The following is a 22,644-nucleotide window of genomic DNA, read 5'->3' as shown; positions in this document are numbered from 1 at the left end:
TCACCAACGACGGGACTATTGGAGAGTGTATTTTGAACAATAAGGACTAGCCCTTCATGCCCAAATTAACTCTTTCAATCTTTGACCCCAACACGCTGCTACCGCATCGGGCCGGAATAGCCGGATTGGCCCTCGCCTTAGATGCACTGTCTCCCGACGACGCGCCGTTGAGTTGGCAAGTGACCGAAGATGAAGTTCGGTTGTCTTGGGAAGGGAGCGATCGCGATGCCGTCACTTGGTTGCTTGGCAGTACCTACCAACTCGAAAACGGCTATCTAAACGTTCCCGCACTCAACCTCGATTCCCAAGGTCGCTATACCTTTACCCAGGGCGTTACCTCAACGCTACTTCAACACAGCCAACAGCGATCGCTCGACAAAACGACCCGCCCACTTCGATTTCTGGTCGAAGACGGACAACCGGAAATCACTCTGGAGTTTCGACCCGTCCTCGACTGTTACTACACCCGCGATTTCAAAGAAGCATTTACCAGCAAGGGGAAATTCAAATCGGCAATTTCCCTGAAAGGTCATCACCTCCCGGGCTTAGTCGAATGCTTTATCAGCGGACCCTATCAAGAATCTCCGTCGGGTTTCGTCGCCTTACTGTTTTTGCCCCTCGCCTGTGGCTACTACAAACTACCCGGGCCGGGATTGCGTTCCGCACTCGCCATTCCGGAAGTGACCCATCTCATCGAGTGGGTGAGGAGGCGACGGAATCTCTCGGGACAACCTTACGAACAATTTCGAGCCACAGGTGCGGGAGAAGCGGGTTTGCGGTTTTTACTAGAGGATAAAGTTGGCGACAATGCCCAGCAGATGGGCGTCCAATATTGCGAAGTCTATCAACTGGGCAAGCAAGTTTGGGACGGAAACCAACCTTACCTCAAACAAGCCGTTTATCGCATTCGCGCCCAGCCCGACATCTTAAAACTCTACCAGAGGGCGCGGGCTTTATTTCCTCCCCGGGTTCAAGTTACCGATACCGAAACCCAACGAACCTGGTTGGCAACGTCAAAGGTTTTGCCGTGGCTGGCTGAAAACTTGATTTCAGATCGGCCTTGGTACTGCGGATTTTTTGAGTTCCAGAAGTCCGAGAACATCTACAAAGCCGATCGCGAAGGATTAGTTACCATGACAGACAGTTTGACCGAAAATGAAAAAGTTTTATTTGAAGCCGTACAAGGCGCATTTAGAACTTTGCTGCGCGAGGAAATTTTACGAGCCAAGGCTCAGGGACGGCTGTTGGATTACGAACAAGTGACGGATAAGGCAATTTATCGATTGCAGCGTCCCAGCACCAAACAACAGTTTTCCGCCGCGCTCGTCGAGTTTCTATCTCGATTTCGGAGCAACGCCGCCAAAGGTCAAGGACTTGAAATTGCCCGTTGGATTCACAGCGATGGCAACTGGCGACAAGCTCGGGATTTGGCATTGCTGGCGATCGCCACCTACAAGAAGAAGTCTCCAGACGCTTCGGAGGAATCGGAATCGGGAGAAACTGCGGGTGAAGCCGAGTCCGACTCGGAGGGATTTGAGATGAATCTCCTCGGAGATTAACCAACCCCGCCCCGATCAATTTTCAAGCTTTAATTTCGCAAAAAATCAAGGAGTTTTCCATGTCAATTCATCTTTTTGCAACCATCGTCACCCCCACGGCCGTCGCCGCCAACAATCGCGGTGAAGGTGATGGCAGTACCCTTGCCACCCTGCAAACGATTACGCGGGGAAACGACCAATATACGACGGTGAGCGCGGATGCAATTCGTTGGGCGATGCGAGAATATTTCCAACATCACCATTCCGATGAAATCAACCGCACGTTCGACCCCGATCGCGACAAGTACGAGTTCAAAGACGAGACGTGCAGCGCCGATCGATTCATCGACGACGACCTTTTTGGCTACATGGATGCCAAAAAAGATAAGGACAATAAAAACGCGACCGTCAAACGGCGGGGCGGTTTGGAAGTGTGTCGCGCCGTCAGTCTCGATCCGTACTGGGGTGACGTTGCTTTTGGGTCGAAAGGGGGTGAAAAAGGTAAAACTTCAATTCACCAAACTCAAATGCACCTGACCGCCTATCAATACACGATCGCCCTGACTCCCGAACATTTGAAAAAGCCGGAACGCGCCTCGTTGTTGCTCGACGCGCTGGTTGGAATTCGCCACGTGGGGGGCAACCACTCCCGTTTCCTATTCGAGTTTCGTCCCGAATCGATTATCCTCCGCGTCACTTCCGATCCGAGTCCTTGGATTATGGGCTGTTTCAAACGCATGGGTGAAGAAGTCGGCTGTCCCGAATTGGAGCGGTTGATTCAGGCGGAAGATATTCCCGCAAACGAGTTGTTTGTCGGTGGGAAAATTGCCAAAACGCCTTACGGTCAAAATTTGAAAGGGCTTGGCGTTCGAGTTTTCGAGGGCGTGAAACAGGCGAAAGACCAGGCAAAAGAGCAACTGAGTCAAGTGGGGGTTTTCGCTTGATGGACAATTGGCTGTATCTGGACTGTCCCTGCACGAGTTTCCCCCGCAGTTTTGCGCGGGATTATAAGGAAACCTATCGCTATCCGCCCCCTTCGACGGTTTACGGCTTGCTCTTGTCGCTGGTGGGCGAGGAAGATCTGAACGCTCATCTCGGCGTCAAGTTGGCGATCGGCATGATCGGTGATGACGTGCCGATTTCGCGCATTCTTCGCAAACAGCGCCATCATAAATTTAGCAAGCAGCACCAGGGGGTTTACAGCACGGCGAAGTTTTCCAAGCCGAATTTTCAAGAAATATTGACGGACGTGCGGCTGGCAATCCGCATTGATTCGGAGGAGGAAAGTGCGCCGGTGACGTTGGGCGATCGCGTCGATATTGCCCTGGCAAATCCCGAGAATATTTCTCGCTTTGGCGGATTGAGTTTGGGGGAGTCTTGGGCGATGGTCAACGGAGTGCGGTACTATCGAGAAGCGGACGGTTCGGTGCGCTGGTTGGTGCGCGACTCTCGGGGCTTGATCGGTTTGCCAGTTTGGATCGATCGCCAGACGACGCGGGGAATATTTCAGCGCTTTACCCTGGCTGAATCGGGAGCCGAATTTGTCCCACAGTCTTGGGTTCCCATCGTCGCCCCCGTCGCCCCGACGAAAGCATCATCAAAACAGCGAAAGAAATACCGATAATTTTATCCCCCATTCATTTTTTCTAAATTTTCAACTCCGAACTCTGGCTTCGGGGTTGTTTTTTTATGCTCGTATCCGTCGCCCGCGATAACAATTGAGGAAAGCAAAATGCACGGATTCGACAATTCCGACACGCTCCGGGTCTGCGCCCTCCACGCGATGGCTTACTGTCCGCGATTATTTTACCTCGAAGAAGTCGAAGAACTTTACGTCCAAAACCGCTCCGTCTTTGAAGGGCGGCGCCTCCACGCCGAACTCGAACGGCTCGAAGATGGGGAATGGGAGGATCTGTTCGTCGCCGACGAAACTCTGGGGCTGCGCGGCCGCGTCGATGCCCTGCGCCTGCGAAGCGGAGAACTGATCCCCTACGAACACAAAAAGGGCCGGTCGTGCCGGGACGAGCGGAAGCAACCCCGAGCCTGGGAGAGCGATCGCCTCCAGATTCTCGCCTACTGCTGCCTGTTGGAAACCGTCTCCGAGCGACCGATCCGGGAAGGTCGGATTCGCTACCACGGGGACAACACCCTGGTGAAAGTTCCCTTCGACGGCGAAGCCCGAAAAGCGGTCGAGGGGGCTGTCGAACGGGCGCGATCGCTGCGGGAATCGTCGGAGCGCCCCCCGGTGGCGGACAACGAAAAGCTCTGCCAGAACTGTTCCCTCTCCCCCGTTTGCCTGCCCGAGGAGACGCGGTTTGTCGCCGATGCCGACCGACGGCCCCAACGGTTGTTTCCCGCCGACGATGACCGCCAAGTGCTGCACGTCCTCGAATCGGGCTCTCGGGTCGGGCGCACCGGCGAACGGTTGAAGGTAACGAAACGCGATCGCTCCGTCGAATTGGTCGCCGTCCGCCAGGTGAGCCAGGTCGTTCTGCACGGCTTTTCCCAAATTTCCACCCAGGCGCTGCACCTCTGTCAGGCTCAGGACGTGGGCATTCACTGGATTTCCGGTGGCGGCCGCTACGTCGGAAGCCTGGACTTTCGGCGCGGCAGCATCCAGCGACGACGGCGACAGTACGAAGCTTTGGGCGATCGCGCCATGTGCCTGGAACTCGCGAAGCGGTTGGTCGCCTGCCGGGGTCGGGGGCAGCGCCAATTTTTGATGCGGGGCAAGCGCGGTTTGAAAGTGAAGTCGGAACCCTTGGAATCGGTCGTGCGCCAGATGAAAGTGCAGTTGGCGAACGTCGGCTCCGCCTCTTCCCCGGAGACGCTGTTGGGAATGGAAGGCAATCTGGCCGCCCTCTATTTTTCGGGATTGTCGCGGTTGGTGTCGCCGGACGCCCCGCTGCTGCAATTCGAGAACCGCAACCGCCGTCCGCCCAAAGATCGGTTCAACGCCCTCCTGAGTTTCGGCTACGCCTTGCTGCTCAAAGATGTGACCCAGGCGATCCTGTCCGTCGGTTTGGAACCGTCGCTGGGATTTTACCACCGGCCCCGGACGCAGGCATCGCCCCTGGCTCTGGATTTGATGGAAATTTTTCGTGTCCTGCTGGTGGATATGCCCGTCCTGGCATCGGTCAACCGCGGCCAGTGGGACGCGACGACGGACTTCGACCTCTGCGACAACCGCGTGTGGTTGAGCGATCGCGGGCGGCGCAAGTTCGTGGAAATTTACGAGCGGCGCAAGGCGGAAAGCTGGAAGCACCCCGTCCTCCAATATTCCCTGACCTACCGCCGCCTCCTCGAATTGGAAGTGCGCCTGCTGGAAAAGGAGTGGTCCGGCGAAAGCGACGTTTTTGCGCGTCTGACGATCCGCTAGGGGGTGGCAACAATGGCCGAATTGCACCACTGGTACATCGTCGCCTACGACATCCGCTCCCCCAAACGCTGGCGCAAAGCCTACCAACTTTTGCAGGGTTACGGAACCCGCCTGCAATATTCGATGTTCCGCTGCTGGTTGAATCCGAGGGAACGAGAAAAGATGCGCTGGCAGCTCGAATCGATTTTGGCATCGGAAGACGATCTGCTACTGATCCGCCTGTCCGCCCAATGCGTCCGAGAACTGCCGCAATACAACCGCCCCGAAGTGTGGGCATTGGATGAATTGCCGTACCGACTCTTGTAGGGCGTCGGACTGTCGCATGACTTTCGCGATCCTCCCGACGTCGGCTCCTCAAATGCCCCGAAAACCGCCGAACGCCATACCTGGCAGGCATTTTCGGCCGACGAAAGTGCGGATTAGTGCCTGTCAAACCCCGAAACCCTCCGGCTACAAAGCTTTCGGAGATTGCCCGACCCGCATCGACCGACAGTTTTTTCCGCGATCGCCGTTGGGTGGCGAGTACCTTGTAAAATTGATGGAGAAGCTGTCGCTGGAGGTCACTTCAGACCGCGGCGTAAGAATCCTTTGATCGCCATTAGGCGTTGAACACAAATTTGATTACGATTTTTACCTTCCCAGAGCGAGTAAGAATCCTTTGATCGCCATTAGGCGTTGAACACCGTCTGCCGGGGGTCTTCCGCGTCAAGGGCGGCGAGTAAGAATCCTTTGATCGCCATTAGGCGTTGAACACCCGCCGTAACCGTCGTAGGTGCCGAATCCGGCAAATGTAAGAATCCTTTGATCGCCATTAGGCGTTGAACACCCCAGGTGGATGTTGTCGATCCCTGGCGGCATGGCCCGGTAAGAATCCTTTGATCGCCATTAGGCGTTGAACACGTTCCGTGATCGGGGATCTGCCAATTCTCTGAAAGGTAAGAATCCTTTGATCGCCATTAGGCGTTGAACACTTGTAGTATGTCACGCTATGTATGTTGCCTCAAACGTGTAAGAATCCTTTGATCGCCATTAGGCGTTGAACACGAATAGACCACACACCTCCCCTAGCCCGGGAGGTTGTAAGAATCCTTTGATCGCCATTAGGCGTTGAACACAGATGACATACCCTATATTGGTAGATGTAAAGGACGTAAGAATCCTTTGATCGCCATTAGGCGTTGAACACAAATTGAAAGTGTCAATGACTCGACAAATCCTAATAGTAAGAATCCTTTGATCGCCATTAGGCGTTGAACACGTGTAGATACGGCGGGCTTTCTTCTCCTCGGAGAGGGTAAGAATCCTTTGATCGCCATTAGGCGTTGAACACACCAGGTCGGTCGAACAGTTTTGCAAACTTCAAAGGAGTAAGAATCCTTTGATCGCCATTAGGCGTTGAACACTGTCCTCGCCTGCTGCATGACACTATGGGGGAAGTAGTAAGAATCCTTTGATCGCCATTAGGCGTTGAACACATGAAAATAAGAGCAATGTTCTAAATCAAAAAGGGGTAAGAATCCTTTGATCGCCATTAGGCGTTGAACACTATCCGTTTTCAATGCTCACGTCGTAGCCACGCCCCTGGTAAGAATCCTTTGATCGCCATTAGGCGTTGAACACATCTCAATCAAAGTTCCTCAAGAATGGATCGACCTAGGTAAGAATCCTTTGATCGCCATTAGGCGTTGAACACACAGTTCTCGGGGCGATCGCTTCCACTCCACGCGAGTAAGAATCCTTTGATCGCCATTAGGCGTTGAACACTTGAATCTGCTATTGAGAATACACCAGATATATTAGGTAAGAATCCTTTGATCGCCATTAGGCGTTGAACACGTTTGGGCAAACGAGACTGTGCTGGATTCAGCGCCGTAAGAATCCTTTGATCGCCATTAGGCGTTGAACACGAAGTATGACGCGACGGAGAGTATCTGGGGATATCGTAAGAATCCTTTGATCGCCATTAGGCGTTGAACACAATTTGGAAACCGGAAGGGTGCAAAGTACCTTCCAGGTAAGAATCCTTTGATCGCCATTAGGCGTTGAACACTTTTTGCCCCAAACCTTTAAAGATGGGGAATGGGCGTAAGAATCCTTTGATCGCCATTAGGCGTTGAACACAAATACGAACGCAAGGAGGTCAGGCGCTGATGGAGTAAGAATCCTTTGATCGCCATTAGGCGTTGAACGGAAAGAGTTCGGACAATCATCTGATTTCTATCACAGTTGAAAGCAAACGGATAAAGTTTAATCGACGGAGCCAATTTAAAAATGAGCGAACCCAAAACATCCAGAAAACGGCGTTCCAGTTGGTTTGAGCCCGGCAAATCCCTGGAGTATATCACTTCGGGGCTGGAGAAAGCCAAATCTCAAATTCGCATCGCCACGGGATTTTTCACCATCAAGGGGTGGAATCTGATCCGTCGTTATACCAAAGAGAAACAAACTTACCTCCTCGTCGGATTGGACGAGCCGGGAGAAAAGCGGGCCAGAGAAGCGCTCGTCAAGGAAATCATGCGGGATTTGCGGACGGGATTGGATCGGGACAGGCGACAGGCGGTCATCGACCTGGTACAAAAAATCGAGTCCGACCGGTTCGAGATTGTCGATGCCAGGGCAACAGACCACCACAACAAGCTGTACATCTGCGACGGACGGGCGGCAATCCAAACGTCGTCCAACCTGACCGGGAAAGGTCTGATGCAGCAGGTAGAGGGAGGCAACGTCATCACGAATTTCGCCGAGGTGGCGGCGCTCGTCCGCGAGTTTGACGAGTATTTCGCCGGTGCCCAGGATTTGACCCGGGAATTGCTCGATATCCTACGCAAATGGCTGCAATTCGCCTCCCCCTGGGATATCTACCTGAAAACCATGCTGGCTTTCGAGGACGTGCAGCCCCCCCAGACCCGCTATGCCAAGAAACCCGTCTCCTACCAGGTGAATATGATCGCCCAAACCCTGCGGCACCTGCGGGAATTTCGGGGGTCGATGTTGGTGGCATCCACCGGACTGGGCAAGACCGTCGTCGCCGTCCACGTCGCCCTGCACCTGAAAGAAGAGGACGCGATCGATAATGTGTGCGTCGTCGGACCCAAAGCTGTGCGCCCCAACTGGGAAAAAGAAATGCGGATGGCGAGTCTGCCCTGCACCTATTTCGTCCGTCAAATGTTCGACGCAACGAACGCGAAGAAGGACAGCAACCTCAATGACTTTGAGGACATTCTGGAAGAATCCAAGCAACAGCGCTGGCTGTTGGTCATCGACGAAAGCCACGAATTGAGGAACCGCTTCAAGCAAGATTTATTCAGCCGGACGAAAAACCCGCCGGAGCGACTGGCTTTTGTCAGGCTCCGAAAATTTGTCGAAACGGGCGACCTGAGAGTGCTGCTCCTCACCGGCTCCCCCTACGCCAAGGAAATAGAAGACATCAACAATCAACTCCACTTGCTCCCGCACACCGCTTCTACCCGCTCTGATGGGGTTTATTACTTCCTGGAGAAATGCCCCGAATCTCAACATTTATTCGATAGCGAAACCCGAACCCGGAATGCCTGGGCCGTCAAAAATACCGACGACTTCATCAAGCTGTCCGTCGTCAGCCAACTGACGACCCCCCACGTCGCCAAATACTACGGCATTCGGGACGAGTGCGGCACCTACATCGAGTTCGGGGACAATAAAGGCTACGTTCCCGAAGTCATCCTCCACACGGTCAATTTCCCGCTGGTTCTCGCCGACAATTTGACCGAAGCGATATCGGCGGGCTACTTCCAAGTCAATACCAAATCTCCCATCCACAAGCATTTTTTCGAGCGGTTGGTGAAGGTCGCCTGGGCGAGTTCCGCCCTGGCACTCCGGGGCGTTTTAGAATGTATCGTCGATACGCCGGGGGGTGCGAACAGCTACGACCTCAAAAAAATGAGCTTCAAATTTCCTCGGCGAGACAGGGAGGAATGTTTGTCTCCCATCATCGAGGAGTTGAAAAAAATTGGCGGCGATCGCGAAGATATCAAGGTTGTCACATTATCCAGGATCGTCAAAGCGAAAATTGACGCGGGAGAAAAAATCATCATCTTTTGCGAGAGGAGAGCCACGGTCTATTACCTCTACAATCAATTTCAAGTCTTGTTGCCCAAATCAAAAATCGCCGCAACCATCGAAAAAGTCGAGGAGGGCAAATATGAGACAAAAGACAGCAGGGATGTCGAAAAGCTCATCCGAGATTTTGCGCCCGTCGCCAATGGGAGGGTCCAGAACTATCCGGATTCGGATTTAACAAACTACGACATCTTCATCTCGACCGATGCCTACGGAGTCGGCGTCAATATGCAGGACGCATCCGTGGTGGTCAACTACGATATCGACTGGACGCCCATCGGGCCAATTCAGAGGGCCGGGAGGGTGTTGCGGTTTTGGCATTCCCCCCGTACCATCAACATCTACACCTTCGTGCCGACGCTCCCCAAAACCCACAAGAACAGCCCATTCAACTACGACCTGATCGAAATACAAAAGCGGTGGGACAATCTGATGTCCCGCCACCGGGAATCTCGGAAGCTCACCGACCTGCCCGTTCTGACGACAGAAGTCACGCAGCTGGTAGACATGGCGGAAATGGCATCCGAATCCGTCACCGTCGAATCCGCAAAGATGAATTTGGACGCGCTGGCCAGCCTCGATATCTCCCCCTACTACCGGCACACGGCGCAGTTGCAACTCAACCGGGATTATGCCAAATCGCTGCGGGACGACCTGGTGAGTGCCAAAACTTACCCCGGCAAAAAACCGTTGCTGTACCTGCTGCTTTTGCACGACGGCAAGTATCGCGGACTGTTCTACGAACCCGACACCGGGCGCGTCACCGAACCTGAGATTGTCGCCACCTTCAACGAAATCGCCTGCGAAGCGGAGACTCCCACCGCCAACGTCGATTACGAATGGGTGGAAACGATGGGCGATCGCTGCGTCAAGCGCTGGTGTGATGACAACCGGGTGCCATCCGATGAAGTCGAGCGGATCTGCACCCTGTACCTGAAACCGGAAGGGGACGACGGCGATTTGAGCGCCCTGCTCTCGAAGCCAGAGTGAACGCGCAGGGGTACACTGAAGTGATTCGTACAGCACTCCCGCACCCGACACTACTCGATGATGTTGCCCTCATCATCCCGCTCGACTTCGACGATTTCCACATCGAAGCCCTCCCACTCCTGGACAGTGAACCCCGCATCCACCTCCTCGGGAAAGCGGATCGCCATTTTCTCCCAGGCTTCCTCGGCGGTGTGGGCTTTGACGTAGTACCCCTGTCTGGCGATCGGATCGTCGTGGCCCAAACAGTCGTGGGTGTAGAGGGCGTTGCGGGTGCATCTGTATTCTTTCACGGGTTGACCTGACCTGATTGACGTGACCTCTCATGATTAAAGACCTTTCCTACTACAGCAACAAGTTCTCCCGCTTGAGAGTAGACAGGGCGAGGGGCGTGGCTCCCAACAAACCCGTCCTGCTGCTGTCGGTCATCGAACTCATCCGCCGGGGGCAGATCCGACGCAACCGCATCGAACTGTCGCCGGAGTTGATCGCGACGTTCCTGAACCTGTGGACGGATCTCGACATCCAGCGCGACCCTCAAATTGGTCTACCCTTCTTTCACCTGCGATCGGAGGGCTTTTGGCATTTCAGGGCCAATCCCGGCTTTGAATTCGTCGAGTCCAAAAAATCGAAGGTCAAGGTCAGGGCGGTCGGCTCGTTGAGGCAGGCGGTGGCATACGCCTACCTGGACGCGGAACTGTTCGCCATGCTGCTCGATCCCGTACAGAGAACTCAACTGACATCCGCGCTGATCCAAACCTGGTTTGCAGAGCAGACACAACGGGTCGAACACTCCCTGGAGATCGATGCCTTTGAAAATTTGCAGGAACAACTCCGCGCCACCGGCGGCAAAGTGTACAGCCCCGAAGAAGTCGAAGGGGAAGACGAACAGCGGGGAATCGTCCGAGATGCGGCATTCCGCCGATTGGTCATCAACGTCTACGGTTACCGCTGCGCGTTCTGCGGGTTGCAGATATTGAACGGCTCGGAAAATATCGTCGATGGGGCGCACATCATGCCGTTCGCCCAATTCGGCGACGACCGGATTGACAACGGCCTGTGCCTCTGCAAGAATCACCACTGGGCGTTCGATAGCTTCTGGTTCACCATCAACGACGACTACACCATCGAAGTCGCCGACACCCTCCACGAAGATTCGCCCGACGCCCCGCCCATGAAACAGTTCCGGGGGCGACGGCTCTGGCTCCCCAACAACGAACGGTATTGCCCGAGGGCGGATGCGCTGGCTTGGCACCGACGGGCATTCGCGGACAAAACGGCGTGAGCGTCGCACTCAGAAAGCGACATTAATTACAATTAAAAATCCGATCCTTTACAGGATACAAAATAAGGACAATTAAACCTCAAATCATGTCAGAAAAAATGGAAAAATTGCGGTCGTACTTGAAAGTACACGCGGAGTTTTGCACCACCGCCAACAGCAGATTTGATGCCCAATACAAATGCAATGAATCCCTGATTCTCGCCTACGGCATCCCGTTCGAGAAGCGGGTCGATCCGGCGCCGATTCCGGGCGAACCCAAGTCCTGCTACAAAAACTGCTACGAGGGGCTGCTGCTGCACTCCAACTGGCACTACTGCGAGGGGTTCGCCACCCACGAAAACCTGCCGCTGGCGTTGATTCACGCCTGGTTGGTGAACGATCGCGGCGAAGTCATCGACCCGACCTGGACGAATCGAGGCGGAACCGCCTACTTCGGAGTCGTCTTCGAGCGGAAGTTCGTGGGGGAAAGGGTGGAAGCGGCGCGGCAGTACGCCATCCTGGACAGCGATTACAAGTTCGACTTCCCGCTGCTCAAATACGGATTCGCGGACGGGATGTTGAATCCCAAGTTTCACTCGCGATCGCGGGAGGGAAGGCGACATGAATGAAAATCCCGAAGACCGATATCCGCTGTACGTCCACCACCCCAGACCCGATTTCCCCGCAGATGGCGGGGAGTACCGCATCATCCTGTGGCGTTGGGATCGGGCGATACTCGACCTGGAAAAGGAGCCGAACTGGGAGGCGATCGTCCGGGCGATACTGCACCTGCACGGTCGCGTCGGCGAGTGGGCGGAGTTTTACGGGATGCGGGCGGGGACAGTTCCGGGCGATGTCGAACAGACCGACGACAGCCGCGCCGTCTTCGGAAGCCCCGAGCGAGGATTCCTCTGCGTCGAGATACCCGTGTCCGTCGAAAATCTGCAGACGGGGGCATACGTCCGGACTCCGGTTTACGCCGTCGCATCCATTCCGCCCGAGGCGCTGTTCCGAAATTTCAAAATCGCGTCGGCCAGGGGGATGCACGGCCACTGGCCCTCCCACGTCTGCGATGCGATCGAGGCGGTCATCACCGAATCCATCCGGGAGCTGCCACCGCACTCACCCGAAGAAAAGATCGACGAAGCCCACTTTGCCTTCCTACGGGACTGGGTGAATTCGATTGCGAAGCGGTCGAACCGATGACCGTCGGGCGGCTGCACCCTGTCAAATCCTCATTCAATCAGCCATGAACTCGAACCAGCAACAATCCACCGTGGAACAAACCGAAGCCATCCTCGCCATCCAGAATGTGGCGGGACTCCTCGCCGGGTCGGTCGAAGAACTGGGCTGCGAGGTTGATACCCTGACTTTCACCCAATGGAATCTCATCAAGGAAACCGCCGCGCAACTGGAGGATACCCTGGCGATCCTCAAGGAAATCGCGGCGGACGCCGACAAACGACCGTGAGCGGATGACTCCGTGCGGGGGGAGGGGGGCGGCTGTGTCCTCAGTCGCCTTTCAGTCGATGCGCCATCATTTCTTAACACCCAAACGTTCGCACGGGAAGATTTATACTATCAAGATGAAAGATTCCCCTCGGAGGCGCGGAAATTGACACCCCCCCGCCTTGGCGAAGCGATCGCGGCGGTCGCCACAGAAAGGCAACCGAACACTTCGACGCCCTGCCCGGTTCGATCGGATTGCTCCGTAGCTTTGAATCGGAACAACTGCAAAGAATCGTGAAGGTGAGCGTCGCATTATCCGGAGGTTAAATGTTCGATCCAACTCAAATCCGTATCGACGAGCAGACGCCCGCGATCGCCGACCTGATTCCGAAGATCGACATCGAGCGGTCGGAGGCGTGGGACACCTGCACCAATTCCCTGTTAATCGAATCGATCCTGGTGCGGCTTCCCATCAAGGATTTCTGGCTCGACAGCCGCGAGGTGCAACCCTTAAAAATCGTGGACGGTCGAAAGCGGCTGTGGGCGATCGCACATTACCTAGACGACGGCTACCCCCTCACCTGTCTGGACTACCTTGCCGAGCTGAAGGGGTTGCGGTTCGGGCAATTGCGTCGGGGATTGCAGCGCCGTATTTTGGAGACGCGGCTGATCGTCCGGTACATCAAACCGGGGACGGCGCCGGAAAATTTCGAGTATTTGAAGCAGTTGATCGCCGTCCACACGAAAGGATGAAGCCAAAGTATTGTGGAGAACAGAAGATGAAAACATTAAATGGGGGGGAGACGCTTTTCGTCTTGAGCCCGGATTTAAGCATTAAGGAAGTGTTTGTCGTTCAAACCAAACGTAAGTACGCCTATGCCAAGGATGAAAATGGCTCCGAGGTAGTGATTGGCCGATGGAGCCAAGACGGGCGGTGGTGTCTGAAAAAGCCAAAGTCTCAGCCGCAGGACTACTACTTTGAGAACTTCGAGGAGGCAGAAGCGTACCGCCGAGAGATTGTAGAGGAGTTCGACCCTGACCGGATGCCTGCTCCTCAGCAGACGAAGACCGACTGGACGAAGAAGGAGCTGCAAGACCTGTTTCTACTGGGTGTCGAGAAAGGGCGGGAGGGCTACGGCATCCCCCCGGAACCCGACAACCTGGGGAGTATCGCCCTGGCAAAGGGGATGAAGTTCGGGCTGACACTCAAGATCCAGATGGACGAAACCGTGGAATATCTTATGAGGCAACAGACGCTCACCGAAGAGGAACGGGAGGCGGCTTCGGCGGAAATGGCGCGGCGCTTCCGAAATGCTCAGGCGGCACGGTTGAGAGAAATGGAGAGATTCGAGTGAAACGGATGTGGGCTACGATTACACGGCGGAATTTACGGTGAGATGATGGACGCGATCGCCGTTCGATTCACGCTCGACCCGCATTCGGCGCGATCGCACCTCCATCCCCCCTCTCCCAGAACCGCGTCGGCCCCGGACGGGCGGATAAGAATTGTAAACCGACGGCATCGGACGCGGGCGGGCGGGGATAAGCTGGAGGCAAAAATCCGCAGCCGGGAGCATCACCATGAGCGAACCCGAGAACCCCGACAAATACCACCTCGACCCCCCCATCGACCCCGACACCGGGGACATCCGCATCCCCGAGAACTTGGAGGAAGCGATCGCGAAACTGAAAGCGATGCTGCACCCCGAGTACCTGGACGAAATCAAAGCCATGCCGATGAACGAATTCGCGGCGACCGCCCACTTCGATCTGGGACTGTGGCTCAGGAATAACTGGGGACTGTGGCGCCAGAGCCCGCTGGCACAATCGCTGGATGGGTTCGATGCCGACGGCAAGTCCGACCGGATTCTGAAAGAATTTTGGCGATCGCTTCAAGAGTGACCCGACCATTGCCGTCACCGCTGGCTGGGGTGAATCCCCTCGACTCCGGGCCGGATGGTCTGGGTTGCGACGGCTTCGGCTGGGAATGTTCCCGACTCGCCGTGCAGGCGGTCGCCCTTTTCCACGACAAAGACCCGCCTCAAGAAATAAGGCCGGCCTCCCCTGGGGATTTCGGACGGTTCGGGGGCGTCGTCGGAGAGGTCGGCGTACCCGACCAGGATGTTCCCGCCCCGCTTCAGTTCCGCCACCCGCGATTTCGCGATGCCCCGCCGCCTCGGAAGCGTCGCCGTCCACACCCGAACCCAGGGATACGCCTCCACATCTTCGAGCCAGGTAATCGCCACCTCGTGCTCGATGTCCGCCCTCACCATCATCCCGCTCCCTCCCTTCGCCTGTTGAAACTCATCTCCCCTAGAACAACCCGTCGAGTTCCGATTCGATATCGGCGGCGCCCCGGTGAACGTCGCACCACCGTTGTCCGGCGCGGATGGGTTCACCGCAGGCGGGGCAGTGGTCGGGAAACTCGGATGGGTCGGGTAGCTCCCCGGTTCCGTCGCAGGTGGGGCAGATGATGTCATAGCGCTGATGGACTCCCGGTTCTGCGGGAATGTGAATCAACTTCCGTCCGTCGCAGTCTGGGCATTTCATGACTGGTCCTCCTTTTGTTCTAGGGGAATTATCCTCGTTCCGCACCGCGTCAGCTTGTCACCGGGGCGGGTCAGTTCGCGCACTCGTCCTCCATCTGTTCTGGGGGAAAGGTTCACCGCCCTCCCCCGCATTCCGTCCGTTGGTTCTAGGGGAAACTCAGCGTTCCACCACGCGATCGCCCACCCTAACCTGAGCGGCGGTCAGGGGCAGGGCATCGCACCCGTCCATGTCGAGGTCGAGGTCGATGGCGATGCCGAGGCGGTGCAGCAGTTCATCTGCGGACAGGTGTTCCCAGTCGGGGTGACGGTACCGCCGCCCGTCCCAGGTTGCCGTCACCAGGGCGAACTCCTCGCGGTAGAGGAAGTTTCCCCGCATCATCCGTTCCGCCCGTTCCCAGCCGTGCCGCCGCACCAGTTCCGCCCTGCGGTTGTGCCTCGGGTAGTGTTCCACCCATTGAATCGGGTCGGTCAACTCGAACTGCCGCCGCACCAGGGTCATGACATTCTCCACCGAGTTGGTGACGCTGGTGCCGGTGTCCTCCTCGTCCAGGTCGCTCATCACCGCGACGGTTCCCTTCGCCCGCCGCCACACCCGGACCCGGCATTGGCTGTCCCAGTCGTACCAGCTTCCGTTGCCGAACCCGACCCACCGAAACATCGCGTCGATGTCCGCTTTCATTTTGCCTCCTTCTGCTCCAGATAAATTTTCCGACTTGCGGATGGCGTCAGCCGTCCTTTTCCCCGGCAAATAAACCCGCGCCCGCCCGCATCTTTTCCATTTGCCGACACCTTTTCCCCCAGAACAAAATGGCGATCGCGGCGCATTTTTGATGCGACATTTCCGGCGTTCGGACTGGTGCGATCGCGGTCGAAACGGACCATTGCGGTGGCGGTGGCGATATGCTGAAAGGAGTCGAGTGATTGCAACGACCATGAACCAATCAGAGCTGATCGATGTGGTATCGGATAAGCTACAGATGCACAAAGGGGACGTGAAGGAGGTGGTGGATACCTTCCTCAACTGCGTCAAAGAGACGGTGGAAAAAGACCAGAAAGTGCTGCTGGTCGGCTTCGGCACCTTCACCAAGCGGCTGCGCCCGTCCCGGCCGATTCCCGTCGCCAATACCCAGGAACTTCGCATGAGCCGGGAGCAGTATTACCCCCACTTCAAAGCCTCCATCCCGTGGCGGGAAGCCCTCAATCCCGCACCGCCTCCGAAAAAGAAATCCAGAGCCAAAAAAACCGAGGCTAAGACAGCCCCGGCGAAGAAGCGGGCGACCCGCAGGCGGTGAAACAATCGGCGGAACTTATCTCATCCGCGATCGCTGTCGGTATCAAAGAGGGAATCGAGGGACTGAATCGAGTAGCCGTCCCGCTCTTCGAGGAATCCTTGGAGATGTGAAATCTGCACCTGCAAAATGGACAGATTACGGCGCTGCATATGAAAGCAGGCGTCGATGTCCCGCTTATTATTTTTGATCCGAGTTTCCAGCCGACCTAGGGTTTTATTGTAATGCTGGGACAGGCGAAAGACGACGGTGGCGAGTCCAATTGTCCCGGTCATAAAGAAACTCGCCAGCGTCAAGATGACGGACAAAATTTCGGTGTCGATGACAATTTGCGAGAGAAGCATGGCAACGGAAAATAAATCGGTTACTCTATTTTCACTTTTTTTGGTGTATCCTATTTCTGTAATCCGCAACTTACGGAATCATTAAATATCGAGATTGCGGATTTTAAATTTTCCGAGCTTCAGGAGTAAGATATGACCCTTGCAGCAGCAACGAGAGATGCGGTGGCGTCGGCGATGGCCGGCAGCGGACTCCCATCGGCAGAATTCTTCGGCAGTTTGGGCGTGAGCGGCGACCAACAATTCGCCAAGGATTGGGTAAGTTTGGCATCGGCAGCCAAAGCCCTCAACGATGCCCACGAATATCCGGCCGGCACCTCCCGCGTGTCCCCCATCAGCATCCGGGAGTCCGAGCGGATCTGCGATGTCACCGTCACCGCAATTGTCTCCAGCCTCGCCCCCCGGAGCCTCATCACCGCGCCGGACGAATCGGGACCCAACGGCTACCTGGGCGTGGCGGGCATCGACCTGAGCGGCAATCCCCTGCTGTCCGATTCGCCGTTCTTCCAGACCGCATTCACCGTCAGTCCCCTCCAGGTACTCATCGACGCCGCCATCATCCTGAATACCTTTGACACCAGCGCGACGGCGGATGAGTACGACCAGAAGATCCGCATCTCCGGCGGCGAAGTTTCGGGCAAACAATACCGGCTGCGGGCGAATCTAGAGACGAACCTGTCGAGTCCGCTGCTGCCGACCTACGCGGATGTCCTAAACTACGCCTGATCCGCGCTCCCTTTTCTTCCAGCTTTCTCCTACCTTCTACCTTCTACCGATTCCCCCGCACCGGGGGATTTTTTTATAACCGACGCGGAGGCGATCGCGTGGACGACATCACGATTCAACTGCTGCTGGACGCCGGACTTCAGGGCGTGGCGATCTACCTGATCTGGAGCGTCCTCAAACAGAACCAACACCTGATTGAAGAAATCCGGCTCCGGGACAACGAGGAGCGGGAAAACTTGATGCGGGTCATCGATCGCCTCGCCGACCTCATCGAAGAAGGCCGGGGCGATTCCCGCTGACTCTCATCGGTACCCCCAGGCCACCGCCACGGTTTTGGAGTACACTTGCCCGTCCTGGCGGTGCAGCGTCTGCGTCCACAGGCGACAGGTACAGTTGGGACCGCCGAGGGTGTCGGTGAGGTCGGGCAGTCGGCCGGCGTCGGCATCCCGGGATACCGAACCGAGCCGCTTCAGGGGTCGGTCGATGGACGAGGCGACGTACACGCCCGTCCCCGTGCCGATGCCGTCCGCCATCAAGCCCATCACCCCGACGTTGCAGTTGGCGCCGAGGGGAATTTTGATGGCGTCGCTGGGGGGGTAGACGTTGCGGGGGTAGCCTTCGACCGGCAGGGCTTTGGGCGGATGCTGCTGGGAATTGGGGTCCGGCACCGCGGCGTACTCGCCCCAGATAATTTGAGCCAGGTCGTTGTGCTGGCAACCCACCGCCTGGAAGACCTGCAGGTTAGGCGTTTCCTCCTCGGAGCGATCGATGATTTCGTCGCCCCACATGACGAAGCAGATGCCGGCCGTGGACCCCTCCGACGCTCCCTCCCGGTGGATGCCGTTCCAGAAAGCCGCGGCCCAGTCGTGCAGCGTCAGGATTTTCAACCGCAGCCCCGGCTCGAACCCCGGCAATTCTCCATTCGGGTGGGGGATGACGGCGACGGGTTCGGTGAAGGCGAGGGACTGGAGGCGGCGGCGGTGTTCGGCGGGCAGGTCGTAGGCGGTGGTGGGAGTGCCGTCCGGAATGCCCCAGGTGTCGGCAAAGGTGCGGTAGGCATCGGCAATCTGCCTGTAGAGTCCATCCCGCAGCGCTTTGGGGGTGTCGTTCAACAAGTCGAGCAGCGGGTGGAGGGCGGACGGGAGGATCTGTTTGACCCGCTCCAGGTACGCCTCCTCGATCGCGTCCCCCATCTCGTTCCACTCATCGATCAGGTCGGGTATCGACACCGGGGATGCTGCCGCTCGAATGGCGATCGCCAAGTCCTTTGCTTGCCCGATGCGATCGGCCATCTGCTGTTTGATGGCAAGGATGCGATCGCGCACTTCGCGGATGCGGCGGCGGCGCTCCTCGACGTAAATCCAGGGGGTGGGGTCGGACCCGCCCGGACCCTTGCCGTGATTCATCGCCTCGGACATCTGCCGGCCGTACCAGACGTTGGCGCGGACGGCGAAGTTCACCATATCGCGGGTGTAGGGTTCGCAATGGCGGTCGAACACGGCGATGGTCGGAAAATAGCCCCGGTAGTGGGCGAGGTCGCGAGCCAGGTCGGTGTAGGGGCGCCAGTAGGAGTTCACCACGTCGATCATCTTCGAGACGGAATCGGCGCCCACATTTCCCTGGGAGTCGGCGGCAGGGATGGGGAACGACTTGTAGGCGTCGGGGTGCTTGTAGATGCTGTTTTTGATCCAGGGCGCATCCCCGGCTCCCTCGACGATTTCCTTCACCCTGGCGATGCCGACCTCGTTGTGGTACAAATTATTTTTCATCCGGTCTACGGCCGTCTGCATCTCTTGGCTCAGGAACGCGATGACGGTCATCTCCGCCTCCCCGCCCGTTTTCTGCCCGGTCCGCACGTCGATATTCGGAATCTTGACCGCGTACTTCAGCGTCCCGTTCGCCTGCGATCGCATGATCAGGTTGGAAATCACGCCGGTCTTATTGTCCATCGCCCGCAATGCCACCCGTTCGAGGTCGCCGGTGATGGGCTCTTTGGCGAACTTCTCGACGGTGGGCGGCGTGCCGTAGAGGGTATCGAGCTGCCGCGCCTCCGCCATGATGCGGGGGTAGCGACTCCCCTCGACAATCTGGTACCAATCGCCGTCAAAGTCACCGCCGATCTGCGCCGCCGTCCGGGTATTGAACCAGATGGAACCCCGGTTGATATCCAGATGGGGGTTGGTGCCGCGGGCATTCACCCAGGTTTTGATGTCGCCCCAGTGACGGATGGGGTTGCGAAAGATGAGGTGGCGGCCCGGACTCACCGAGCGGGTGGCGAAGGTGTCGTCCATCAGCGTCTCGTCCGGCAGGCCGATGGCGGATACGAAGGCGGGCTTGCCGTTGATTGCCAGCCGCCGCCACCGCCGCGCCAGCCGCTCTCGGATGCGGGTCGCCATCCAGGGGTGGTGTTGGAGTTCGCCCCACTTGTCCGAGTCCATGATGTCGAGGAGCGGGTCGGTGTAGAGGTCATCGTCCGCCTCGTCGTCGCCCTCGAAATCTTCTTCCTCGCCCACGCTGCCGGAAAAGTCGATGTCCGCGTCCACGCCCGCCCGCAGCACCGCCGAGAGCCGCTTCGGAGAATGGTAAGCCGCGGCGATTTCCGCGCACTCTGCCTCGGTGGGCGGGACGATATCCAATTCGAGGCTCTCCCAACTGAACCAAGCCCAGAGCATCTGACTCCCCTTGGCCGTCCGCGGCTCCTCGACGTAGTTGACCACCCCGATGTAGGTTTCCTCCACCGTCTTCGTACCCGACGGCGGCTTGTGGCCCTTCGCGCCGCTGTGGGGCAGAATCAGGTCGATGCCGCGATCGCCGTCGTATTCGAGCCACCAGGTACCGAGGTCATCGTCACCCGGATCGGGGTTGGCCGTGACGGTTCCCTTCCAGACGTAACGCCCGGGTATGCCGACCCGGATTTGCATGGGGGTGTCGGACGCGCCGATGGCCTGGGCGAAATCGGGGGTGCATTTGGCGTGGGCGTCGCCGGGGAGGAATGCCTCCTTGTAGTCGTGTTCGATGCCGGAGCCGCCCTTCATCTTGCGGCGCTCCTCCGGGTCTTCCTCGTCCACCCACAGAATCCGCAGGTTCGAGAAATGGTGGATGACCCGGCATTCGGTTAAGAGTATGCTGCCGTAATTGATGCGGCCCATGCTGTCCTTGAAGTAAACCTCGCCCACGTTGCCGTCCGTGAAGATGAAGTTGCCGTGGGTCCGCGCCGACCCCGCGATGTCCAGGTACAGCCGCGACTTGCGATCGCCGACGGGAGCGCCGGCGACGAGGGGAATGCCCTTCCTCATGCGGTCGATGAGCAGCGCCTCCACCTGCGAGTCCAGTTTGATGCCGGGATCGACCGCGCCCACCACCATGAGTAACTCCGGGTGCATGGCGCGGATCAGGTTGTTGTGGTAGGTGATGGTAGAGTCCAACCACTCCTGGCCGCCGAAGTCGTACACCGCCATCTCGGTCTTGTATTTCGGCTTTTTTTCAAACTTTTGTTCTAGGCGCTTCATCCGTCGTCCGCCCCCGTCTAAAAGGAAGGATAAGAACCAGGATAGCGGTGGCGGTTTAGGTAGGCGAAACTCTGCGCTTCCACTCCTCCGAATATTTTAAGATTTCCGAGGGTTGACGGTATCGCACCGAGCCGGTATGATAGGTCAATTCGGAAAGCGAGTCTGAATCGACCGAGGTCGAATTGCGTTCCTCATTGGGGTGAATAGCCGAAATGATGCGAGTACAAAGCGGGGGCAAATGCCCCTTTTTTTTTGCTGCAAATTAGCGCGGGCGGGCATCTTTTTCCCGCCGTCCGCATCGCGTCAGAGGGGACGCTTCGTCGTCCAGATGCCACCGACGAGTTCGGCGCCCATCTGCCGCCGCAGGTCGTCCAGCAGTTGCGTCGCCCGTCCATCTTCCAACTGCTCGCGGCTGTTGATATCGACGCACAGGTGCGGCGTCTCCGCCAGGTCGAATGCCATGCCGTACAGTTCCGCGTAGCCCGACAGGTCGGCGGATAGGGCCAGCACGTCCTCCGGCAGTTCCCGCTTGCTGGTTTCGACGAGGGAGATGGTGCAGTTGTAGTCGCCGGGTTCCGTCGAGTTGCGGCCGTAGATGTAAACTTTGCTGGCCAGTTTCAGATCCACATCGTACTTGCGCTTCAGGGCGATCGCCCCGAAGATGAGCACCGCCGCGATCGCGAACGGAGCCAGGGACGAGGAACCCCACCCCCGAGACGATGCCCGCTCCCGGCCGGATGGCAGTCGGGTGTCACCGGGGGCCGGCACGATGGTGCCGACGCCGGGATTGAAGACGACACCGGGAATTTTCGGGGCGGTGGGGATGGTGAACACCGGGGCGGTCTGGGTCGCCTCGAACGTCGGGAGCGATCGCATATCCATTGGGTCGATGGGGCGATCGTGGTAGAACGCCGCCGTTTTGATCGCCATCGCCCGGGCACCGCCGGCCCGTTCGGCTTTGAGCAGCACCGCCGATGCCATATTGGATGCGGGGATGAGGTCATCGCTCGGGCAGCGGGTGAAGGTGCGGAGGATGATTTCGAGCATCCCCGGCAGCCCGACGTCGAGGGACGTGGAGTAATCCGATACCTTCAGGTTTTTTGCCACCCGTTCGATATCCGCCTGCAACCGCTTCCCCCCCGGCGTGACGCGGCGCAGGATTTGGGCGAAGGTCTGGTAGGCGCCGGATAGGGCGGCGGCATCCTCGTACTTCTTCGAGTTGATGTACCGGTTCACCGAGTGGCTCGTCTCCAGGAAGCGGCGGGTGTGGGCTTGAATCCTCACCTTCTCCTCATCATCGTCGGGCAGGGTGGCGACGTAGCGCTCGAACGGCTCCAATGCCAGCAACTCATCTTCGAGCTCCGGCGTGTTGGGGTCATCTTCCTGCTGGGCACTCAGTCCGGCCATCACCTCCCGCGCCTTGGCGAGGATGCCGATGATGCCCGCCACATTCCCCGCCAGCAAGTCCCGGCAGAAGGGGGACACGTTGAATTTTGGATCTCCGTTCCACTGCAT

At 57.5% G+C, this 22,644-nt stretch carries 24 protein-coding genes and 1 CRISPR repeat array; of the genes, 16 read left to right on the top strand and 8 right to left on the bottom strand.

Annotation, left to right across the window (positions count from 1 at the left end; translation table 11 throughout):
- The first annotated feature begins 56 nt into the window (after positions 1-56).
- The 6 genes from cas8a1 to AC0QHF_RS11675 all read left to right on the top strand — a co-directional run bounded on the left by cas8a1 (position 57) and on the right by AC0QHF_RS11675 (position 10,005).
- On the top strand, positions 57-1,559 hold the full coding sequence (gene cas8a1 / locus AC0QHF_RS11700) for a type I-MYXAN CRISPR-associated Cas8a1/Cmx1 (protein WP_324704391.1): 1,503 nt from the start codon (positions 57-59) through the stop codon (positions 1,557-1,559).
- Between the two features lie 59 nt (positions 1,560-1,618).
- Positions 1,619-2,482, top strand: coding sequence for a type I-B CRISPR-associated protein Cas7/Cst2/DevR (gene cas7i / locus AC0QHF_RS11695; RefSeq protein ID WP_324704390.1), 864 nt, complete (start codon positions 1,619-1,621; stop codon positions 2,480-2,482).
- Entirely contained in the window at positions 2,482-3,162 is a 681-nt protein-coding gene (cas5, locus tag AC0QHF_RS11690) for a CRISPR-associated protein Cas5 (protein ID WP_324704389.1), read from the top strand. Before cas7i ends, cas5 begins: the two co-directional genes overlap by 1 nt.
- Positions 3,163-3,270: 108 nt before the next feature.
- Complete coding sequence (locus AC0QHF_RS11685; RefSeq protein ID WP_324704388.1) at positions 3,271-4,917, top strand: type I-MYXAN CRISPR-associated endonuclease Cas4/Cas1; 1,647 nt, start codon at positions 3,271-3,273, stop codon at positions 4,915-4,917.
- 12 nt (positions 4,918-4,929) lie between these two features.
- Positions 4,930-5,223, top strand: coding sequence for a CRISPR-associated endonuclease Cas2 (cas2, locus tag AC0QHF_RS11680; RefSeq protein ID WP_324704387.1), 294 nt, complete (start codon positions 4,930-4,932; stop codon positions 5,221-5,223).
- Positions 5,224-5,494: 271 nt separating this feature from the next.
- Positions 5,495-7,108: a CRISPR direct-repeat array (repeat unit 36 nt; unit sequence GTAAGAATCCTTTGATCGCCATTAGGCGTTGAACAC).
- A gap of 80 nt (positions 7,109-7,188) precedes the next feature.
- The gene (locus AC0QHF_RS11675) at positions 7,189-10,005 is read left to right on the top strand and encodes a helicase-related protein (protein ID WP_324704386.1); all 2,817 of its coding nucleotides are present in this window, start codon (positions 7,189-7,191) and stop codon (positions 10,003-10,005) included.
- 50 nt (positions 10,006-10,055) lie between these two features.
- Here the strand turns inward: AC0QHF_RS11675 and AC0QHF_RS11670 are convergent, their stop codons facing one another.
- On the bottom strand, positions 10,056-10,295 hold the full coding sequence (locus AC0QHF_RS11670) for a hypothetical protein (RefSeq protein ID WP_324704385.1): 240 nt from the start codon (positions 10,293-10,295) through the stop codon (positions 10,056-10,058).
- Positions 10,296-10,327: 32 nt separating this feature from the next.
- On the opposite strand from AC0QHF_RS11670, the gene AC0QHF_RS11665 reads away from it, so the two are divergent.
- The 7 genes from AC0QHF_RS11665 to AC0QHF_RS11635 all read left to right on the top strand — a co-directional run bounded on the left by AC0QHF_RS11665 (position 10,328) and on the right by AC0QHF_RS11635 (position 14,617).
- Positions 10,328-11,287: an HNH endonuclease gene (locus AC0QHF_RS11665; protein WP_324704384.1), complete on the top strand. Its 960-nt coding sequence runs from the start codon at positions 10,328-10,330 to the stop codon at positions 11,285-11,287.
- An 86-nt stretch (positions 11,288-11,373) separates the two neighbouring features.
- Positions 11,374-11,895, top strand: a complete 522-nt coding sequence (locus AC0QHF_RS11660) for a hypothetical protein (protein ID WP_324704383.1) — start codon at positions 11,374-11,376, stop codon at positions 11,893-11,895.
- The gene (locus AC0QHF_RS11655; protein ID WP_324704382.1) at positions 11,888-12,472 is read left to right on the top strand and encodes a hypothetical protein; all 585 of its coding nucleotides are present in this window, start codon (positions 11,888-11,890) and stop codon (positions 12,470-12,472) included. Before AC0QHF_RS11660 ends, AC0QHF_RS11655 begins: the two co-directional genes overlap by 8 nt.
- Positions 12,473-12,515: 43 nt before the next feature.
- Complete coding sequence (locus AC0QHF_RS11650; RefSeq protein ID WP_324704381.1) at positions 12,516-12,737, top strand: hypothetical protein; 222 nt, start codon at positions 12,516-12,518, stop codon at positions 12,735-12,737.
- Positions 12,738-13,042: 305 nt separating this feature from the next.
- Positions 13,043-13,468 (top strand): hypothetical protein, encoded by a 426-nt coding sequence (locus AC0QHF_RS11645; protein WP_324704380.1) that lies wholly within the window; start codon positions 13,043-13,045, stop codon positions 13,466-13,468.
- A gap of 26 nt (positions 13,469-13,494) precedes the next feature.
- On the top strand, positions 13,495-14,070 hold the full coding sequence (locus AC0QHF_RS11640) for a hypothetical protein (RefSeq protein ID WP_324704379.1): 576 nt from the start codon (positions 13,495-13,497) through the stop codon (positions 14,068-14,070).
- Positions 14,071-14,296: 226 nt separating this feature from the next.
- Entirely contained in the window at positions 14,297-14,617 is a 321-nt protein-coding gene (locus AC0QHF_RS11635; protein ID WP_324704378.1) for a DUF6794 domain-containing protein, read from the top strand.
- Positions 14,618-14,631: 14 nt separating this feature from the next.
- Here AC0QHF_RS11635 and AC0QHF_RS11630 read toward each other — a convergent pair whose 3' ends face one another.
- The 4 genes from AC0QHF_RS11630 to AC0QHF_RS11615 form a co-directional block, all read right to left on the bottom strand.
- On the bottom strand, positions 14,632-14,991 hold the full coding sequence (locus AC0QHF_RS11630) for a DUF6009 family protein (RefSeq protein WP_324704377.1): 360 nt from the start codon (positions 14,989-14,991) through the stop codon (positions 14,632-14,634).
- Positions 14,992-15,028: 37 nt separating this feature from the next.
- Entirely contained in the window at positions 15,029-15,265 is a 237-nt protein-coding gene (locus tag AC0QHF_RS11625; protein WP_324704376.1) for a DnaJ-like cysteine-rich domain-containing protein, read from the bottom strand.
- 156 nt (positions 15,266-15,421) lie between these two features.
- Positions 15,422-15,943, bottom strand: coding sequence for a hypothetical protein (locus AC0QHF_RS11620; RefSeq protein WP_324704375.1), 522 nt, complete (start codon positions 15,941-15,943; stop codon positions 15,422-15,424).
- Positions 15,940-16,191, bottom strand: coding sequence for a hypothetical protein (locus AC0QHF_RS11615; RefSeq protein WP_324704374.1), 252 nt, complete (start codon positions 16,189-16,191; stop codon positions 15,940-15,942). The genes AC0QHF_RS11620 and AC0QHF_RS11615 overlap by 4 nt, the downstream gene beginning before the upstream one ends.
- A gap of 5 nt (positions 16,192-16,196) precedes the next feature.
- Here AC0QHF_RS11615 and AC0QHF_RS11610 point away from each other — a divergent pair, with 5 nt between their 5' ends.
- Positions 16,197-16,556, top strand: a complete 360-nt coding sequence (locus tag AC0QHF_RS11610) for an HU family DNA-binding protein (RefSeq protein WP_324704373.1) — start codon at positions 16,197-16,199, stop codon at positions 16,554-16,556.
- Between the two features lie 20 nt (positions 16,557-16,576).
- Here the strand turns inward: AC0QHF_RS11610 and AC0QHF_RS11605 are convergent, their stop codons facing one another.
- Entirely contained in the window at positions 16,577-16,897 is a 321-nt protein-coding gene (locus AC0QHF_RS11605) for a hypothetical protein (protein WP_324704372.1), read from the bottom strand.
- Between the two features lie 132 nt (positions 16,898-17,029).
- Between AC0QHF_RS11605 and AC0QHF_RS11600 the strand changes: the two genes are divergently transcribed.
- Together AC0QHF_RS11600 and AC0QHF_RS11595 are read left to right on the top strand one after the other, a co-directional pair.
- The gene (locus AC0QHF_RS11600) at positions 17,030-17,620 is read left to right on the top strand and encodes a hypothetical protein (RefSeq protein ID WP_324704371.1); all 591 of its coding nucleotides are present in this window, start codon (positions 17,030-17,032) and stop codon (positions 17,618-17,620) included.
- A 98-nt stretch (positions 17,621-17,718) separates the two neighbouring features.
- Positions 17,719-17,919: a hypothetical protein gene (locus AC0QHF_RS11595; protein ID WP_324704370.1), complete on the top strand. Its 201-nt coding sequence runs from the start codon at positions 17,719-17,721 to the stop codon at positions 17,917-17,919.
- Between the two features lie 3 nt (positions 17,920-17,922).
- Here AC0QHF_RS11595 and AC0QHF_RS11590 read toward each other — a convergent pair whose 3' ends face one another.
- Together AC0QHF_RS11590 and AC0QHF_RS11585 are read right to left on the bottom strand one after the other, a co-directional pair.
- Complete coding sequence (locus AC0QHF_RS11590) at positions 17,923-21,129, bottom strand: ADP-ribosylation factor GTPase-activating family protein (protein WP_324704369.1); 3,207 nt, start codon at positions 21,127-21,129, stop codon at positions 17,923-17,925.
- A gap of 303 nt (positions 21,130-21,432) precedes the next feature.
- On the bottom strand, positions 21,433-22,644 hold the full coding sequence (locus AC0QHF_RS11585; RefSeq protein WP_324704368.1) for a hypothetical protein: 1,212 nt from the start codon (positions 22,642-22,644) through the stop codon (positions 21,433-21,435).

The organism is Lyngbya sp. CCY1209 (genome assembly GCF_055795065.1).
The sequence above is the reverse complement of the archived record's forward strand: the minus strand, read 5'-3'. Positions and strand labels throughout refer to the sequence as shown.